Consider the following 15179-nt stretch of genomic DNA (forward strand, 5'->3'; position numbering starts at 1 on the left):
TCTCCAACTCGCTAAATAAGGACGTTCCATGCCTCAACGCCTTTTACTGGCAGCACTGTTCCTGGCGGTCGCCGGGTGTGCCAGCCCGCCTCCGGTTTCCGTACATACCAAAGATCCCGCCAGTTCGACCCTGCAAGGCGACGCCACGCGTCCGGCGCAGGCGCAATGGGTGCGCACCGAGTTGTATTTCTCGGTGGGACCACTGGAAGGCAAGGAAGGTGTGATCAGCCCCGCGCGCTGGCGCGAGTTTCTCGATCAAGAGGTCACGCCGCGTTTTCCGGACGGCTTCAGCGTGCTCGACGCCTACGGCCAATGGCGTGACCACGGCACCAAGGAGCCCGAGCGCCTGGGCACCAAAGTCATCGTGATTCTTCACGAGAACGACGCCCGGCATGACAAGGACATCGAAGCGATTCGCCTCGCCTGGAAACGGATTACCGGCGACCTGTCGGTGCTGCGGCTGTCGCAACCGGCGCAAGTCTCTTTCTAAATAGCCAATGAACCGCCACCCACGCAGGGTGGCGGCAGCACTTAGAAGCCGTAAGTGGCGCGAGCGTAGTAGTAAGCGCCGTTAGTACCAATCGGCGACAGCACGTCATACGGCAGGTTGCCGCCGTAGTTGATTTCCGACTTGGAGCGCTCCGGGTAGTTGTCGGTCAGGTTGTTGCCACCCAGGGCGATGTCGAACTTGGGGGTGAATTTGTATTGCACTTCGGCATCCAGCTGCCAGACCGCGCCGTAGGTTTGCTCAGGCTGCGAATCGCCGAAATCGAAGACCCGGGTGGTTTCGCCCTGACGGGTCAGGCGTCCGAGCAAACCCCAGTGCTGACTGGCCCAATTCGCGGAAATCATGAAGCGATCCTTGGGCGCGGCGTCGGTCAAGGTGTTGCGTTCCTCGACGCCGACCAACGCGTCGTTGCCGATCCCCAGCGCAGTGAGTTGCGACGGCGTGCCTTTGGTCTTGGTGACTTTGGTGTGGTTGTAGGTGTAGGCCGTGGTCAATCCCAGCAACCCTTCGTACAACGGCTGATGGTAGTTGAGCACCAGTTCGGCGCCATCGGTGCGGGTGTCGGCAGCGTTGGTGAAGAAGTTCACGTCGTGCACGCCGGCCACACCGAAGTTGTCGTTGATGTACTGCTCCAGCGCGTCGCTGCCGATGCGTTGCGACAGCGTCACGCGATCCTTGACGTCGATGCGGAACACATCGAGGGACGCATCGAAGCGCTCGCTCAGTTGCGCGGTCAGGCCGAGGCTGAAGTTTTTCGAGGTTTCCGGATCGAGCTTTTCAGCACCGAGGGCACGGGCAATCGGGTCGTTGACCGAGAGCACCCGAATGTCGGTGAGCGTGCCGCCGTCGCCGAAGTTGCTGGTGGTGTTCTGGAAGCCGATTTGTGCCAGGGACGGTGCACGGAAGTTGTTGGAGACCGCGCCGCGCAACGCCCATTGATCAGTCAAACGATAACGCCCGCTGAGCTTGCCAGTGAGTTTGCTGCCGGCGTCGTCGTAACGCTCCCAGCGCGTGGCGGCGTCGACGAACAAGCGGTCAGTGACGTCGCCGGACAACTCGGCGTAGGTACCGAACACGTTGCGATCCAGGTCCACCTCTTCACTCGGGCGTAAACCGTTCGCGCCGTCCGCGCCCGTGCCGACGTACGAAGCTTCGTCGCCGGCAAAGGTCAGGTAGTTTTCGTAGCGATATTCACCGCCCACGGCCAGCACGAACGGACGTCCGGCCAGGCGCAACTCGCGGGTGAAATCGAGGTTGGCGGTGGTCTGGCGCAACTCGTATTCGCCGGTGTCGAACCGCGTCGGCGAATCGGCGCCGAGGGTAACGTTGAGGGTGCGCCGGGTCGCGGAATCAAAGTGATTGCGGCCGTGGGTGACGCTGCTGTCGAAGTCCCAATCGTCACCGATCAGGCCCTTGAAACCGGCGGTGGCGGAGATGTCCTGGTTGTCGCCCAGGGATTGCGGCAGGTAACCGTTGGGATAGAACTGCGGCTGCTCGGACGGGTAGCGATAGAACTCGGCGCCGGTGGTGTGGCGTTCGTTGTAAGTGCCGAAGGAATAGGCCTTGCCGCCGGCCAGGGGCAATTCGGAGTTGAACCAGGCATTGACGTCCCGGGCGATACCGTCGCCCATCACGTAGTTGCGCTGGCCCGGCGTATCGGCGAAACCGTCGAAACCGGCGCGGTTGGTCGGGTCGCGATCCTTGTACTCAGTGCCGCCACGAATGAACCCGCCCTCCTCGCCAAGGCGTGTGCCGATCTTGGCGGTGGTCATGCTGTTCTGGCCGTCGGTGGTGGTCTTGCCGATCGCATCCTGATGGGTGTGGTAGGCGCCATAAGTGGTGGAGACTTCACCGCCCTCTGGCGCGTCGTCGAGGATGATGTTGATCACCCCGGCAATCGCATCGGACCCGTATTGCGCACCGGCGCCGTCGCGCAGTACCTCGATGCGCTTGATCGCACTGATCGGAATCGAGTTGAAGTCCACCGGCGCCGTGCCCCGGCCGATCTTCGACGAATCATTGACCAGCGCTGAAGTGTGGCGGCGCTTGCCATTGACCAGCACCAGCACTTGATCGGGACTCATGCCACGCAACTGCGCGGCCCGCACATGGTCGGCGCCGCCGGAGTTGGATTGGCGCGGAAAACTGAACGACGGCAACAACGTCTGCAACGCCTGGCCGAGTTCGCCGTTACTGGCCCCGGCGGACTTGAGATCCTCGGCGGTCAGCACGTCCACCGGCACTGGCGAATCCAGCACCGTACGCGCGGTGCCACGGGTGCCGGTGACCAGCACGGTCCCCAGCCGTGTGTCGTCGTCGGCACGTGCCGAAACTTCTTCGGCCTGCACGGGAAGTTGTGTCATTGCTGTGACTACAGCAGCGGCGAGTAATGAACGAGAACGGTGATACATGGAACAGCTCCTTTTATCGCAGCTAATACCCGGCCCTTTGCCAACAAAATGAAGTCGGCAAAAAGTGCACGGCAATGTCTGCTGTAGTTTTAGTAATCAGGAAGGCAGCGAAGGCTGTTAAAGCATGTTTTCAAGTGCAATAGCACCCGAACAATAGAACCCCAAAGTTAGTACAGGGCGATGCTAGACGAGGGGCTGAAGATTGGAAAAGAACCAATACTACTTAGGTTATATCGGCAAAAAACCAACTAAGCCAAACCACCTATATCAAATAAAACACAGCACCCTGTGGGAGCGAGCTTGCTCGCGATAGTGGCTTAACATTCAACATAAATATTGACTGATAGACCGCTATCGCGAGCAAGCTCGCTCCCACAGGGTATGTAAACAGTAGTCAGGGCAATGTTAGTCCGCAGCAGGAATCCACGAAGTCCGCGCCACATTCGCCGTATCACCAAACGCCGGCAGTTTCTGCGCCAGATCCCGAACGTTCTTTACATCCAGATCCAGCAGTTGTTGCCGGGTAATCAACGTCGGCGGCACCAGCACTTTGTGCCCCGGATTCTCCCCGGCAATCAGCATCGCCAGACTGCGCACGCTGATCGCCCCAGCTACTTGCGGATTCACCGCCGCCGTCGCCGCCCACGCACTGTCTGGCTCTTTCATGATCTGGATATCGGCGGTGGAAATATCCGCACTGTAGATTTTCACCTTCTTGCCAAGACCCGCCTCGTCCACCGCAATTTTCGCGCCTTTGGCGAACTCGTCGAACGGCGCGAAGATCACGCTGATCCCCGGATTGGCGCGCAACACGGCGCTGGCCTGATCCGCAACGGAGTTGGCAATCGGTGGATTGAGTGTGCCGAAGCGCGCCTTCTCGATGATCCCCGGATTCGCGGCTTTGACCTGGCTCCAGATCTCGTCGCGGCGCTCCATCGGAGTGAAGCCGCTGATGTAGACGTAACCGGCATCGAAGCGCGTGCCGTTGTCCTTGACCGCTTGATCCAGTGCCAGACGCGCCAAAGCGTGGTGATCCTGCTCGACCTGGGTGACTTGCGGGGTGTTCAGGTCGACGTCGAACGCGACTACCTTGATGCCCTTGGCGATGGCCCGGTCAATCGGGCCCTTGAGGGTTTCCGCCAGGCCGAGCTGGACGATGATGCCGTCAACCCCGAGGTCAATCGCCTGATCAATCATCTCGCGCTGGCTGGCCGCCTGCTGCCGGGCGTCGAACACGCGCAAGGTCGCGCCCAGGGCTTCGGTCTGTTTCTCGACGCCGCGCAAATAGGCTTCGGTGAAATCCCCGGAGAACAAATAACCCACCAGGGCAATTTGCACATTGCCCTTGTCGAACGGTGCTGGCGCCCCCGGCAGTGCTTTGGCCTGGGCATTTAGCGCCAGTGCCGAGAACACGGCAGTGGCCAGGCAATGACGAACAAAAACCTTGAGTGATCCGCACATACATCTTCCTTGGTCGAACGTTAAAAGCGGCTCAACGCGCCCGATGCGCGAGGCCGAAGGTGAACATCAGGGCCAGCACCAACACCAGTCCCTTGACGAAATCCTGCGCGTAATACGGCGCGTTGAGCATGGTCAGCCCGTTCAGCAACGTGGCTACCAGCAACGCGCCGACCAGGGTGCCGAAGGCATTCGGCTTCTTCGCCCCAAGCACTGCAAAACCGATCAACGCCGCGCCCAACGCATCGAGCACCAGGCCATTGCCGGAACTGACATCGCCTCGACCCAAACGCGCCGCCAGCAACAACCCGCCGAGTGACGCAAGCAAGGCTGAAAGCACATAGGCCAGCAACTTAAAGCGCTGCACCGGCGCGCCCGCCAGACGTGCCGCCTGCTCGTTGCCGCCAATGGCGTAGAACAAACGGCCGATGCGCGTGCGCTCCAGAAACAGCCACACCACCAGCGCCACCACGGCGGTGATCAACACCGGGATCGGCACCGTGTCCCACAGCCGCCCGCGACCGAGCGCCAGAAACAGCGCACTGAACGTGCCTTCGGCCTCGTCGCCATTGGGCAGGGTCATGCCCACTGCAATCGAGCGTCCGCCCGTAGGAATCAACTGCACACCGATCACCAGAAACATGCTGCCGAGGGTCGCGAGAATGTCCGGCACCCGCATCTTCACAATCAGCCAGCCGTTGAGCAGCCCCACCAATGCGCCACCCGCGAGACTGATCAGCACCGCCGGCACCGCGCCCCAACCGAGCACCACCATCACGTAACTGGCGATCATCAAGCTCATGGCCGCCACCGCGCCAATCGACAAATCGAGGCCGCCAACCGCCATGGTCAGGGTCACGCCCAACGCAAGCAACGCGACAATCGACACCGACTGCAAGATGCTGAACAGGTTGCCGACCCGCAGGAATGCCGGCTCGGCGACACTGAAAAACACCAGGATCAGTGCCAGCACCCAGAGCAATCCATAGCGAATCAGCGCTTGCAGCAGCCGCTCCGCTGGTGCGGGGGCGGTCGATAACAACGAACTCGAATCAGGCACTCGCTCTACTCCTTGGCGTGGCATGAACAGGTGAAACCGTGGGCTCGACACCGGCCAGCGCGGCCACCAGCGTGGCGCGGCTCAGGCTGACGCGAGGGTATTCGGCGACCACGGCGTGATGGCGCACCAACAGAATCCGGTCGGCGATTTCCAGGGCTTCGTCGACGTCGGCGCAGATCACCAGGGTTGCGCGGCCCGCGGCACTGTCACGCAGCAATTGGCCGATCTCGCGGCGGGCGCGCACGTCGACACCCTGGAACGGTTCATCGAGAATCAACACCCGCCCTTCCCCCAGCAGCCAGCGGCCCAGCACGACTTTCTGCTGGTTGCCGCCGGACAACGCACTCATGGGCACGTCGATCCCGGCAGTCTTGATCCCGAGTGCCGCGACCTGCGCTTCCACCGCCGCTGCCTCCGCCCGGTTGCGGATAAAACCGCCACGGGTGAAGCGTTCGAGGAATGGCAACGTCAGGGTGCGGCGCAGGGAAAAGTCGGCGATCAACGACTGGCTGGCGCGATCCTCGGCGGCGAAAAACACGCCGCTGCGAATCGCCTCCCGTGGTGAGCCCGGTTGCCAGTCAACGCCATCCAGTTGCAACGTGCCGGCCGCCGCTTCTCGCAGGCCAAACAACACTTCGGCGATCTCGCTTTTGCCAGCGCCGAGCAACCCGGTGAGCACTACGACTTCGCCTTCATGAAGGGTCAGGTCGAAGGTCTGTTTGTGCGGTGCGATTTTCGCCCCGCGCAACGTCAGGACTTCCCGACCCGCCGTGCGCGGTTCATAAACATGGGTGTCCAGCGCGTGGCCGAGCATGGCCTCGACCGCTTCGGGCAGTTGGCGGGCGCTGAATTCGCCGGCCAGTTGACCGTCACGCAGGACAATGGCGCGGTCGGCGACCCGCTGCAGGTCGGACAGACGATGGGAGATGTACAAAATCGCCACGCCGCGACTGCGCAACGTGTCGATCAAACCGAACAATCGCTGGGCCTCGACATCCGACAAAGCAGCCGTCGGTTCATCAAGAATCAGCAAACGCGGTTGCAGGGCGAAGGCCCGGGCCAGCACCACCAGTTGCCGCTCGGCCTGGCCGAGACGTTCAATCGGTTGCTCCAATGGCAGCTCCAGACCGAGGCCGGCAGCGATGCTCGCGGCCCGCTCAAACAGGCGCTTGCGGTTGAGCCAGAAGTCCGCGCCGGGCTGGCAGAGTTCATCGAGCAAGAGGTTTTCCGCCACGCTCAATCCGGGGGCGATGCCGTCGTTGACCTGCTGATGCACCGCGACAATCCCGACCCGGCGCGCCGACAGTGGCGAGGCGAAATGCCGGGGCTGGCCATCGACCCACAGCTCACCGGAATCGGCGGCCTGACTGCCGCCGAGAATCTTTACCAGGGTCGATTTGCCTGCGCCGTTGGCGCCCAGCAGCGCTACCACTTCGGCGGGATAAATCTCCAGGCTGACACGCTCCAGCGCGCGGTTGGCGCCAAAGGTTTTGCTCAGTTCATGCACACGAATCAGCGGCTCGGGCGCCACGGCCAGCGACCTCATCGACGGTGCGCCAACGAGCGCACCAACCGATCGCCGAGGCTTTGCACGCTCTGCACCAGAATCACCAGCACCACCACCGTGGCGACCATCACTTGATTGTTGAAGCGCTGGTAACCGTAGCGAATCGCCAGGTCGCCGAGTCCACCGCCGCCGATAACCCCGGCCATGGAGGAAAAGCCGATTAGCATCACCAACGTCAGCGTGATGCCCGCCAGCAACGCCGGCAGCGCTTCGGGCAACAGCACTTTGAAAATCACATGCCAGATATCACCGCCCATGGCGAGGATCGCTTCGATGCGACCCTTGTCCACTTCGTCCAAAGCGTTCTCGACGATACGCGCGAAGAACGGAAAGGCGCCGATGGTGATCGGCACCACGGCGGCGGTGCTGCCCAGGGTCGTGCCGACCACCAGCCGGGTCAGCGGGATCAGCGCAATCAGCATCACCACAAAGGGCAACGAGCGACCCAGGTTGACCAGGCTGCCCAGGCTTTTGTTGAGTCGTGGCATCGGGTACAAACCACCACTGCGGCTGATGAACAGCAACACGCCCAGCGGCAAGCCGATCAGCAAGGTGAACAACCCCGCCAACAGGACCATGTACAGGGTTTCACCGGTGGCTGTGAGCACCAGTTGCAAGATCTCGTTCCAGTCGATCACACGGTTCATGAGCGCTCCACCCTGACGCCACGTTGCTCGAGAAACGCCACCACCTGGTTCAATTTCGGCTCATCGGCGGGGTGTCGGAAAGCCACGCGCAGGCGACCGACTCGTCGCCCGCCAATGGATTCGACGCCGCTGGCCAGCAAGTCCAGCTCCACGCCGTGTTGCTTGAGTTCGTTGAGCACCGGGGTGGCCAACAGGTTGTCGAAAAAACTCAGGTCGAGGGCATCGCTGCCCAACGGTGTGCTGTAGCCCGGCAGCAGTGAGCGGCCAAGGCTGGAATCCGGATTGGCCAGTAATTCGGTAATCGGCCCGGCCTCAACTAATCGGCCATGGGCCAGTGAAGCGGCGTGATCGCAGATCGACTTGACCACGTCCAGCTCATGGGTGATCAGCACAATGGTCAGGCCCAATTGGCGATTGATGTCGCGCAGCAGTTGCAGAATCGAAGCGGTGGTTTCCGGGTCGAGGGCGCTGGTGGCTTCGTCCGACAGCAGATACGCCGGTCGCGCCGCCAAGGCTCGGGCAATGCCCACCCGTTGTTTCTGCCCGCCAGACAGTTGCGAGGGAAACGCCTGGGCCTTGTCGCTCAGGCCTACCAGAACCAGCAATTCCTTGACCCGAGCATGGCGCTGCGCTTTATCGACGCGGGCGATTTCCAGCGGCACGGCGATGTTGTCGAAGACGTTGCGCGAGTGCAGCAGGTTGAAGCCCTGGAAGATCATGCCGATGCGCTGGCGCTGGCGGCGCAGTTCGATGTCGGACAGCGCCGTCAGGTCCTCGCCATCCAGCAGAATGCGCCCGGAGCTGGGCCGTTCGAGCAGATTGAGGCAACGCAGCAGCGTCGATTTGCCCGCCCCGCTGCGCCCCAGAATCCCGTAGATCGCGCCATCGGGAATGCTCAGGGACACCTGATCCAGCGCCGGTGCCTGCCCTGGCCCATAGGTTTTGCTCAACTGCTCGACGACGATCATGGCTTGTTAGCCGCCACGCTCACCGGCACCACCGGGATTACCGAACCGGCAAAGTTATCGGTGATGAACTTGGCCACTTCCGGCGACGTCAGATCCTTGGCCAGTTGCTTGATCCGTGGGTCGTCCTGCAATTTTGGCGTGGTCACCAGGATATTCGCGTAAGGGTTGTGCTCAGCCTTCTCCAGCCCCAGCGCATCCTTGGCCGGCACCAGACCGGCCTCCAGCGCGTAGTTACCGTTGATCACCGCAAGGTCGACATCATCCAAAGCGCGAGGGATCTGTGGCGACTCGATTTCGAGGATTTTCAGTTGTTTCGGGTTTTCGGCAATGTCCTTCGGCGTTGCCTGATCGGTCGCCGGGTCGTTGAAGCCAGCCTTGAGCTTGATCAGGCCGTTGTCCTGCAACAGGTACAACGCGCGGCTGAGGTTGGTGACGTTATTCGGTACGGCCACGGTGCCTTGTTGCGGGACCTGGGCGAAGGTCTTGTGTCGATGGGAATAGATCCCCAGCGGTTCGATATGCACGGTCGCCGCCACCGCGAGTTTTTCACCGAGGGCCTGTTCCTGGGACTTCAGGTACGGCAAGTGCTGGAAGTAATTGGCATCGACATCGCCGTGCACCAGCAACTCATTGGAGTTCACACCGTTAGGGATCTCGATCACTTTGAGGTTCAGTTTTGGGTCGAGCTTTTGCACGAACGCCAGAATCTGTGCGTGGGGCACCGGGTCGGCGGCGACGCGCAACGGCTCCACGGCCAAGGCATTGAAAGAAGTCACCAGAGCGCCCAGCACGGCCAGGGTCAATCCTGTTTTTTTCAACATGTTTGTAGTCCTTTTTGATTAGGCAGACAGTGCTTTGGGGATCAGTGCATCGGCGTAAAAACGCTGGGCAACATCGGGATGGGAGCGCAGGCGACCCTTGAGGTAGTTCCAGCCCACATCACGAAACAATGGATTGTCCGGATCACTCGCCGGGCCTCGCGCTTCGCGCAACAGCGCGGTAGGCAACGGATACAGCGGCACCACCGCGTCGAGTTGCGCGCCGAGGAAAAACGCAATCGACAAGCGCTCGCTGCCCTTGGGCGGCGACACCACCCGATGCACCGTGGCGCGCAAATAACCGTTGGTGGCCAGCTCCAGCAGTTCGCCAATATTCACCACCAACGTGTTGTCCCGAGGCAGCGCATCGATCCAGCGGCCCTCTTCGATTTCGACTTGCAAACCGGCTTGCTGGTCTTGCAGCAGGAAGCTCAGGAAACCCGAATCCTTGTGTGCGCCGACGCCTTGATGGCTACCGCCAGGCCCCTGCCCCGGATAGCGCATCAGCTTGATGTGTTCGTTGGGTTTGTCGCCGTACAAGCGGTCGAACGCGTCGTGTGGCAGCGCCAGCGCCTGGGCGAAAGCTTGTAGCAGGCGCAGGGACATGCGCGTCATGGCGTGCTGCCAATCCAGCAGCAACGGCTTGAGCGCCGGCAGTGCGGCCGGCCATTGATTAGGGCCTTGCAGGCGCGCCCAGAACGGGCTGTTTTCATCTTGCGGCAACACCTCGCGCTCGGCGCCCAGATCGAACTGCTCGCGCAAGTCAGGCTTGCCGCGAGTGATCTCCGAAGCGGCGCGGTTGTAGCCGCGAAAGTGTGGCGAGTTGATCATGCCGACCGCGGTCTTTTCGCTGTCAGGCAAGGCAAAGAATTGGCGAGCGTGGCCCTGTACCTGACTCAGCAAATCGCTGTCGATGCCATGCCCGGTCAGGTAGAAAAAACCCACGTCCCGGGCGGCGTGGCGCAGGTCGTCAAGAAAGCCCTGGCGTTGTTCCGGGGTGCCGTCGAGCAATGACAGGTCGAGGGTCGGTAAGGTGGTGATGTCCAGTGGATGCGGCATGGTTCACTCCCATGTGAAACGATGTTTTGTGTGGCGATGCATCCAAGCTAAACGATCTTAAAAACTCGTAATAAATATCTTTTTTGCATTAGCTTAGGTTCGCTTCACCCAGGCTTTTCCCGGATTCCAGGCACAAAAACGCCCCTGTCAGAGACAGGAGCGTTGTTGACGATCAACCCGGACTTATTGGGTGGAAGTGCTTCGACTCAGTGCCAATGACTCACTGGAAAACACCTGGGCATCGGTGAACTTTTCCACGTCCACGCGATGGGGAAAGATCTTCTTCTCGACAAATAAATCGTCAACCTGCTGCAAGGCCTGGACATCTCGCGGCTCGACCGGCAGCAACGACTCATCGCCCCAACTGCGCAGCCGCTGCGAGACTTCCAGCGGTACATCGTTGGCCTTGGCGAACACCCGCGCGTACTCGTCGGGGTTTTGTCGGGCCCATTCGAAGGCCTTGGCGAAACGCTGCAATACATCGCTGAGGGCCTGGCGCTTGAGCGGGTCGCTCAGCACCTCATCCGACGCCGTGATGAACGTCAGCCCGGTGTTGATCCCTTCGCCGCTGATCAGCACCCGGGCGCCCTGCTGTTCGGCAAATGCCTGGTAGATACCGAACGTGGCCCAGGCTTCGATCTTGCCGGCGTTGAACGCGGACAAAGCATCGGTGGGCAGGACGAAACCGACATTAACGTCCTTCTCATCGACCCCGGCGTTGGCCAGTGCGCGAATCAACAGATACTGGGAAATGCTGCCCCGTGCCGACGACACCACCACGTTGCGACCCTTCAGATCGGCGACGCTATGGATAGGCGAATCCTGCGGCACCAGAATGCCGATGCCTCGGGATTGACTGCGGCGTACCGCGACGATGCGCAGCGGCGTGCCACCGGTAGCGACGGCGAGCACCGGTGTATCACCGGCCGGCCCCAGGTCCACAGCACCGGCGCGCAACGCTTCGAACAGCGGCGCGGCGCCCTGGAAATTGGCCCACTCGACCTTGTACGGAATGCCCTCCAGCGCATTGGCTGCCTCGACCACCGTGCGCAGCCCCTTGGCTTGATCGCCGAGGATCAGTTTGACGCTGGACAGGTCCGCCTGGGCTTTTGGCGCAACGGCGTCACCGCAGCCACCGAGCAACAGCGCGGCACCGGACAACAACAGCATCGCCGATTTCCATATAGGCCGATCAAGCATGGGCAAAACGCCGAAGCACAGGCTGACGCTCAGCCACGGCAGCGCTTTCCACTTCCACACCCAACAAGCTCAACAACCGTGCACGGATGGCCTGGAAGCCGTCCTGCCCAGTATCCCGAGCACGCGGTAAATCGATGGTCAATTGCTCGGCAATCTTGCCGTTGGCCAACACAATGACGCGGTCGGCGAGCAGGATCGCTTCGTCCACGTCGTGGGTCACCAGCAGTACCGCCGGGGTGTGTTTGCGCCACAACTCGATGATCAGCCGATGCATCTTGATCCGGGTCAGGGCATCGAGGGCGGCGAACGGTTCGTCGAGGAGTAACAGCTTGGGTTCGCGCACCAGGCCACGAGCCAGGGCTACTCGCTGCGCTTCGCCGCCGGAGAGGGTTGCCGGGTAGGCTTCCAGTCGATGGGCCAGCCCGACTTCGGTCAAGGCTTGCACTGCACGCTCCTTGGCATTCGGGACGCGCAGGCCGAGGATCACGTTCTTCCAGGCACGTTTCCAGGGCATCAAGCGCGGCTCCTGGAACACGGCGGCCCGGGCCTTGGGCACGCGCAATTGGCCGCTGTCGATGCTGTCGAGCCCGGCCAGGCTGCGCAATAAAGTTGTTTTCCCGGAACCGCTGGCCCCGAGCAACGCGACGAACTCGCCCGGGGCGATGTCCAGGTCCAGGCCATCGATGACCCGTTGCTGACCGAACTGGCGCACGACGTTACGCAGTTGCACGGGCGCCGTTGATGGTGTGTCCAGAATATCGATGTTCGACATGTCAGTTCCTCACAAAAGATGGGCGCCAGGCCAGGGCGAAACGCTCCAGCGTGCGGATCAGTCCGTCGATCAACAAACCGAGGACGCTGTAAATCAACAGGCAGATAACGATCACGTCAGTGCGCATAAAGTCCCGGGCGTCACTGGCCAGGAAACCAATGCCGGCGGTGGTGTTGATCTGCTCGACAAACACGAGGGCCAGCCAGGAAATCCCCAACGAATACCGTAAGCCGACAAAGAACGAAGGCAAGGAGCCCGGCAGGATCACGTGCCAGATCAACTCGCGACGATTCAGGCCCAGGGTGTTGGCGGCCTCGATCAATTTGGGGTCGATGTTGCGAATGCCGGAGAACAGATTGAGGTACACCGGAAAGGTCGTACCGGTGACGATCAGCGCGATCTTGGTGAACTCGCCGATGCCAAACCAAAGAATGAACAGCGGCACCAGGGCCAGGGAAGGAATGGTACGCAGCATCTGCATCGGCGAATCGAGGATCACCTCGCCGCGCTTCGACAAGCCGGTGATCAGCGCCGCGATCACGCCGATGCTGACCCCGATGCTCAAGCCCAACAACGCGCGCTGAAGGGAGACCAGCAAATGCTTGCCCAGCTCGCCGGAGACGATCATCGCCCATAGCGTGCCGCCAATCTGTGACGGTGCAGCAATGACCCGCTGCGGGATCAAGCCGAACTGTGACGCCAGCTCCCACAACAACAGCAGCGCAATCGGGCTGAGCAAACGCAGCAAGACTTCCGGGGTTCGCCAATTGCTTAGCCAGTTGGGGATCAGCCGCGACGCAGGTGGGCTATCAATCGCCTTGTTGACGGAAAATGAGCTACTGGCGCTCGGTGTATCGAAGGTCTTTTCAGTCATCAGGCTTCCTTCCTCATCAAGAACATGGCTTCGGATTCATGCTATTCGCATAAAAAACGCCAGTGAAATTCTTTTTGGGAATAACCTAATATGATTAAAAATCAGATAGAACATTATCCAGATAAATTATTTGCATAATTAAAACGCTCAGCCCCCGCCCTTCGCTGCGTGCATCTCCGACCCCGATTAAAATGCGGACTTCTTATATCTGTAATTTCTTATGATTCATTAAATTAATAATTAACTTAGAACAAAACGGCATTTCACAGCACTGCCCCGCTGCGCCTACTTTCGACACCATGGACCGACCCCCTGCCCGGTGGAGGCTTGAATCACGCCAATCCAAAGACAAGGAACTCAGCATGAGTATCGAATTTATCGGCTACATCGGCGGCCACCATTCCTCGGAAATTCACCCTCGCAGCGGCCCGGTGTTGCAGCCTGATTATGTGGAGACCGTCGCCCGCGCCCATGATGAGGCCGGTTTCGACCGTGCCTTGGTGGCGTTCCACTCCAACAGCCCGGACAGCACGCTGATTGCCTCCCACGCCGCCATCGTGACGAAAAACCTCAAGTTCCTCATCGCGCATCGCCCGGGCTTCGCCGCGCCAACCCTGGCCGCACGACAGTTCAATACCCTCGATGTGTTCAATGGCGGCCGCACCGCCGTGCATATCATTACCGGTGGCGATGACCGCGAATTGCGAGCCGATGGCAGCTATATAGGCAAGGACGAACGCTACGCCCGCACCGATGAATACCTCGACGTACTGCGCCAGGAATGGACCAGCGAAAAGCCCTTCGACTATCAGGGCAAGTACTACCAGGTCGAAGGCGCGCACTCAGCCGTGAAGTCGCCGCAGCAGCCGCACATTCCATTGTATTTCGGTGGCTCGTCGGCGGCTGCCATTGAGGTAGCGGGAAAGCACGCGGACGTGTACGCGCTGTGGGGTGAAACCTACGAGCAGGTGCGCGAAGTGGTGAACCAGGTGCGCGCCGAAGCAGCGAAGCATGGGCGCAGTATTCGCTTCAGCCTGTCGCTGCGCCCGATTTTGGCGGACACCGAAGCGCAGGCCTGGGAGCGTGCCGAAAGCATTCTGGAACAGGCTACGGCTTTGGCGGAAAAGAATGGCTTTGTACGCCGCGAACCGCCGAACGAAGGCTCCCGGCGGTTGTTGGCGGCTGCGGCTCAGGGCTCGCGATTGGACAAGCGGCTGTGGACCGGGATTGCCGGGTTGCTCGGCGCGCAAGGGAATTCGACATCGCTGGTTGGTACGCCGGAACAAGTGGCGGAAGCGCTGCTCGACTATTACGACCTGGGCATCACCACGTTCCTGATTCGCGGTTTCGATCCGCTTAATGACGCTATCGATTATGGCAAGCGTCTGATCCCGCTGGTTCGCCAATTGGTGGCCGAGCGGGAGCGGCAGGCGGCGGAAAAAGTGGCGTGAGCGGTTTGATTCGGTGGTGGATTTGAAGGCCCCTTCGCGAGCAAGCCCGCTCCCACAGGGGATCTTCTGTGTGTGTGCAGAGTTTGTGTCCGGCGGTGATTCATTGTGGGAGCGAGCCTGCTCGCGAAGGCGTCGTGCCAGGCGAAATCAATGTTGCCTTACCTACCGCTTTCGCGAGCAAGCTCGCTCCCACAGGGGATCTTCTGTGTGTGCAGAATTTGTGTCCAGCGGTGATTTATTGTGGGAGCGAGCCTGCTCGCGAAGGCGTCGTGCCAGGCGAAATCAATGTTGCCTTACCTACCGCTTTCGCGAGCAAGCCCGCTCCCACAGGGGATCTTCTGTGTGTGCTGAATTTGTGTCCGGCGGTGATTCATTGCGGGAGCGGG

13 protein-coding genes are annotated in these 15179 nt (G+C 60.8%); 2 read left to right on the top strand and 11 right to left on the bottom strand.

The genetic code is table 11. The features are described 5' to 3' along the window. Positions 1-28 precede the first annotated feature (28 nt). Positions 29-490, top strand: a complete 462-nt coding sequence (locus ACWIKB_RS24055; protein WP_475269810.1) for a DUF3574 domain-containing protein — start codon at positions 29-31, stop codon at positions 488-490. A 41-nt stretch (positions 491-531) separates the two neighbouring features. Here the strand turns inward: ACWIKB_RS24055 and ACWIKB_RS24060 are convergent, their stop codons facing one another. The 11 genes from ACWIKB_RS24060 to ACWIKB_RS24110 form a co-directional block, all read right to left on the bottom strand. After that, positions 532-2919, bottom strand: a complete 2388-nt coding sequence (locus ACWIKB_RS24060) for a TonB-dependent receptor plug domain-containing protein (protein ID WP_475269811.1) — start codon at positions 2917-2919, stop codon at positions 532-534. A gap of 405 nt (positions 2920-3324) precedes the next feature. Beyond that, positions 3325-4380 carry a substrate-binding domain-containing protein gene (locus tag ACWIKB_RS24065; protein ID WP_475269813.1) on the bottom strand — a complete coding sequence of 352 codons (1056 nt, stop codon included), beginning with the start codon at positions 4378-4380 and terminating at the stop codon, positions 3325-3327. Between the two features lie 31 nt (positions 4381-4411). Continuing rightward, positions 4412-5437, bottom strand: a complete 1026-nt coding sequence (locus ACWIKB_RS24070; protein ID WP_475269815.1) for an ABC transporter permease — start codon at positions 5435-5437, stop codon at positions 4412-4414. Further along, positions 5430-6983 (bottom strand): sugar ABC transporter ATP-binding protein, encoded by a 1554-nt coding sequence (locus ACWIKB_RS24075; protein WP_475269817.1) that lies wholly within the window; start codon positions 6981-6983, stop codon positions 5430-5432. The genes ACWIKB_RS24070 and ACWIKB_RS24075 overlap by 8 nt, the downstream gene beginning before the upstream one ends. Then, complete coding sequence (locus ACWIKB_RS24080; protein ID WP_475269819.1) at positions 6980-7651, bottom strand: methionine ABC transporter permease; 672 nt, start codon at positions 7649-7651, stop codon at positions 6980-6982. Before ACWIKB_RS24080 ends, ACWIKB_RS24075 begins: the two co-directional genes overlap by 4 nt. Next, positions 7648-8619, bottom strand: coding sequence for a methionine ABC transporter ATP-binding protein (locus tag ACWIKB_RS24085; protein ID WP_475269821.1), 972 nt, complete (start codon positions 8617-8619; stop codon positions 7648-7650). The genes ACWIKB_RS24080 and ACWIKB_RS24085 overlap by 4 nt, the downstream gene beginning before the upstream one ends. After that, entirely contained in the window at positions 8616-9440 is an 825-nt protein-coding gene (locus tag ACWIKB_RS24090) for a MetQ/NlpA family ABC transporter substrate-binding protein (RefSeq protein WP_475269823.1), read from the bottom strand. The genes ACWIKB_RS24085 and ACWIKB_RS24090 overlap by 4 nt, the downstream gene beginning before the upstream one ends. An 18-nt stretch (positions 9441-9458) precedes the next feature. Continuing rightward, entirely contained in the window at positions 9459-10496 is a 1038-nt protein-coding gene (locus ACWIKB_RS24095; RefSeq protein ID WP_475269825.1) for an isopenicillin N synthase family dioxygenase, read from the bottom strand. 183 nt (positions 10497-10679) lie between these two features. After that, complete coding sequence (locus ACWIKB_RS24100; RefSeq protein WP_475269827.1) at positions 10680-11666, bottom strand: ABC transporter substrate-binding protein; 987 nt, start codon at positions 11664-11666, stop codon at positions 10680-10682. Positions 11667-11688: 22 nt separating this feature from the next. Beyond that, positions 11689-12468, bottom strand: a complete 780-nt coding sequence (locus ACWIKB_RS24105) for an ABC transporter ATP-binding protein (RefSeq protein ID WP_475269829.1) — start codon at positions 12466-12468, stop codon at positions 11689-11691. A 1-nt stretch (position 12469) separates the two neighbouring features. Then, on the bottom strand, positions 12470-13342 hold the full coding sequence (locus ACWIKB_RS24110) for an ABC transporter permease (RefSeq protein WP_475269831.1): 873 nt from the start codon (positions 13340-13342) through the stop codon (positions 12470-12472). A 362-nt stretch (positions 13343-13704) separates the two neighbouring features. Between ACWIKB_RS24110 and ACWIKB_RS24115 the strand changes: the two genes are divergently transcribed. Next, positions 13705-14793: an LLM class flavin-dependent oxidoreductase gene (locus ACWIKB_RS24115; RefSeq protein ID WP_475269833.1), complete on the top strand. Its 1089-nt coding sequence runs from the start codon at positions 13705-13707 to the stop codon at positions 14791-14793. The last annotated feature ends 386 nt before the right edge of the window (positions 14794-15179 follow it).

Source organism: Pseudomonas sp. 5Vm1k (assembly GCF_056161485.1).

Coding starts and splice junctions, on each gene's coding strand:
- ACWIKB_RS24105 (WP_475269829.1), bottom strand. CDS start 12,468: ATGTCGAACATCGATATTCTGGACACACCATCAACGGCGCCCGTGCAA.
- ACWIKB_RS24065 (WP_475269813.1), bottom strand. CDS start 4,380: ATGTGCGGATCACTCAAGGTTTTTGTTCGTCATTGCCTGGCCACTGCC.
- ACWIKB_RS24115 (WP_475269833.1), top strand. CDS start 13,705: ATGAGTATCGAATTTATCGGCTACATCGGCGGCCACCATTCCTCGGAA.
- ACWIKB_RS24055 (WP_475269810.1), top strand. CDS start 29: ATGCCTCAACGCCTTTTACTGGCAGCACTGTTCCTGGCGGTCGCCGGG.
- ACWIKB_RS24110 (WP_475269831.1), bottom strand. CDS start 13,342: ATGACTGAAAAGACCTTCGATACACCGAGCGCCAGTAGCTCATTTTCC.
- ACWIKB_RS24075 (WP_475269817.1), bottom strand. CDS start 6,983: ATGAGGTCGCTGGCCGTGGCGCCCGAGCCGCTGATTCGTGTGCATGAA.
- ACWIKB_RS24100 (WP_475269827.1), bottom strand. CDS start 11,666: ATGCTGTTGTTGTCCGGTGCCGCGCTGTTGCTCGGTGGCTGCGGTGAC.
- ACWIKB_RS24090 (WP_475269823.1), bottom strand. CDS start 9,440: ATGTTGAAAAAAACAGGATTGACCCTGGCCGTGCTGGGCGCTCTGGTG.
- ACWIKB_RS24060 (WP_475269811.1), bottom strand. CDS start 2,919: ATGTATCACCGTTCTCGTTCATTACTCGCCGCTGCTGTAGTCACAGCA.
- ACWIKB_RS24085 (WP_475269821.1), bottom strand. CDS start 8,619: ATGATCGTCGTCGAGCAGTTGAGCAAAACCTATGGGCCAGGGCAGGCA.
- ACWIKB_RS24095 (WP_475269825.1), bottom strand. CDS start 10,496: ATGCCGCATCCACTGGACATCACCACCTTACCGACCCTCGACCTGTCA.
- ACWIKB_RS24080 (WP_475269819.1), bottom strand. CDS start 7,651: ATGAACCGTGTGATCGACTGGAACGAGATCTTGCAACTGGTGCTCACA.